3 protein-coding genes are annotated in these 2,198 nt (G+C 69.4%); 2 read left to right on the forward strand and 1 reads right to left on the reverse strand.

The genetic code is table 11. The features are described 5' to 3' along the window. Window positions 1–171 precede the first annotated feature (171 nt). Window positions 172–726, forward strand: a complete 555-nt coding sequence (locus E2E34_RS33590) for a flavin reductase family protein (protein WP_425573455.1) — start codon at window positions 172–174, stop codon at window positions 724–726. Between the two features lie 39 nt (window positions 727–765). Here E2E34_RS33590 and arfB read toward each other — a convergent pair whose 3' ends face one another. Beyond that, a complete protein-coding gene (gene arfB / locus E2E34_RS33595; protein ID WP_138905609.1) occupies window positions 766–1,191 on the reverse strand; it encodes an alternative ribosome rescue aminoacyl-tRNA hydrolase ArfB in 426 nt (141 codons plus the stop codon). Window positions 1,192–1,348: 157 nt separating this feature from the next. On the opposite strand from arfB, the gene E2E34_RS33600 reads away from it, so the two are divergent. Then, window positions 1,349–1,924, forward strand: a complete 576-nt coding sequence (locus tag E2E34_RS33600) for a TerD family protein (protein ID WP_138905610.1) — start codon at window positions 1,349–1,351, stop codon at window positions 1,922–1,924. Window positions 1,925–2,198 lie beyond the last annotated feature (274 nt).

Here is a 2,198-nt window from a genome sequence, read left to right on the forward strand (position 1 = left end):
GGGTGGGAGCGCTCCATAGGTTTTTTGAACGCAAAAACGCAAATACGGAACGCCTGCGGACGGGCGGGGACCCTCAGGGAGGGCCGGTGTCGGTCCTAGGACCGGGAGCCGAGCGTACTCGTCCCCATGCCCGATGGTGGCGGCGGAAGGGCCGGGCATAGCGTTCTCTGTGTGTTCCAGACGACTTCCCCCCGGCCCGGCGCTTCGATCCCCCATCCTGAGGGGGTGAGCAGCGAAGAGTTCCGTGCCGCGATGTCCCGTTTCACGGCGGGCGTGACCCTCGTGACCGCGCACGACCCGGACAGCGGCGCGCGCGGCGAGGACGTCGGCATGACCGCGACGGCCTTCATGTCCGTGTCGCTGGACCCGCCGCTGGCGATGGTGAGCGTACGCAACGGCTCACGCATGGACGACCTGCTGGCGGAGCAGCCGCTGTGGGCGGTCTCGCTGCTGTCGGAGAATCAGCGGCACATCGCGGGACGGTTCGCGATGAAGGGACGGCTGAGCGACCGCCTGCTGTTCGAGGACCTGTCCCACACGCGCGGCACGACGTCCGGCGCCCCGCTGATCGACGGCGCGCTGGCGTCGGTGGAGTGCCGGACCGAGCAGCGGGTGGAGGCGGGGGACCACACGCTGGTGATCGGCCGGGTGCTCGAAGTGTCCCTGCCGGACGCGGACGACGGCCCGCTGACGTACTTCAAGGGCCGCTACCGGCACTTGTCGTAGGACGCCGGGCGGCGGGCCGCTCGAACGGCCGGCGGCGGGTCAGTCCCACCCGCCCGAACGGCCGCGCTTCGTCTCACCGCGCGCCTTCTTGTTGCGCAACCGCCGCTCGTTGATGCCCCGGGGGATCTTCTTGGGCCGGCGCGGCCTGGGAGGCGGGGCGGTCGCCTCGGCGAGCAGGGCCGCCATGCGCACGAGCGCGGTCTCGCGGTTGCGCCACTGGGAGCGGTGCTCGGACGACCGTACGGAGACGACGCCGCCCACCAGCCGGGAGGAGAGCCGCTCCAGGGCGCGCTCCTTCCAGACGGGCGGGAGCGCTTCGGTCCTGGCGAGGTCGAAGCGGAGTTCCACCTGGGAATCGGTGGTGTTGACGTGCTGTCCCCCGGGCCCGGAGGACCTGGAGAACCGCCACGTGAGCTCTGCCTCCGGCAGGGAGACAGCACCGCGAATGACATGAGGCCCGGACATGCGTCCAATGATCCCGCGTACGCGGCGGTCGCGTCACCCACTTTTCCCCGGGGGACTGGAACCCGACGGCGGCCTGTCGGCGTTAGAAGGGGTGACGGTAGCTTCGGACCCCACGGGTCCGACCGGCCCGCACGACTTCAAGGAAGAGGACATCCCGATGGCTGTAAGTCTGTCCAAGGGCGGCAACGTCTCGCTTACGAAGGAGGCCCCCGGCCTGACCGCAGTCACCGTGGGTCTCGGCTGGGACGTCCGTACGACCACCGGTACGGACTTCGACCTCGACGCGTCCGCGATCGCGGTCAACCAGACCGGCAAGGTCTACTCCGACGGGCACTTCGTCTTCTTCAACAACAAGTCGACGCCCGACCAGACCATCGTCCACACCGGTGACAACCGCAGTGGCGAGGGCGCGGGCGACGACGAGGCGATCAACGTCAACCTGGCGGCCCTGCCGGCCGACGTCGACAAGATCGTCTTCCCGGTCTCGATCTACGACGCGGTCGCCCGCAGCCAGAACTTCGGCCAGGTGCGCAACGCGTACATCCGCATCGTCAACCAGGCCGGCGGCACCGAGATCGCCCGCTACGACCTGAGCGAGGACGCCGCCACCGAGACCGCGATGATCTTCGGCGAGCTCTACCGCAACGGCGCGGAGTGGAAGTTCCGCGCAGTGGGCCAGGGCTACGCCTCGGGCCTGACGGGCATCGCATCGGACTTCGGCGTCAACGTCTGACGCGAAGCGACTGACAGCTACCGCTGAGATGGATGGCTGGCGGCTGGTGGTTGGTGGCTGACGGCTGACGGCTGACGGCTGGGTTTCCGTGGTCGGTGGTCGGTGGTTGGTGATTGGCGACTGACGGCTGACGGCTGACGGCCGGTTGGCGGCCGGTGGTTGGCAGTGGCAGTGGCAGTGGCAGTTGAGAGCAGGGCCCCGGCTGAGGTCGGGGCCCTGCTGCGTTACGCGGCGAGGCACCCCGAGATGCCTTGAGCGGGGGTGGGGTTGGGTG

This window comes from Streptomyces albidochromogenes, assembly GCF_005981925.1.
Lineage (GTDB): Bacteria > Actinomycetota > Actinomycetes > Streptomycetales > Streptomycetaceae > Streptomyces > Streptomyces albidochromogenes.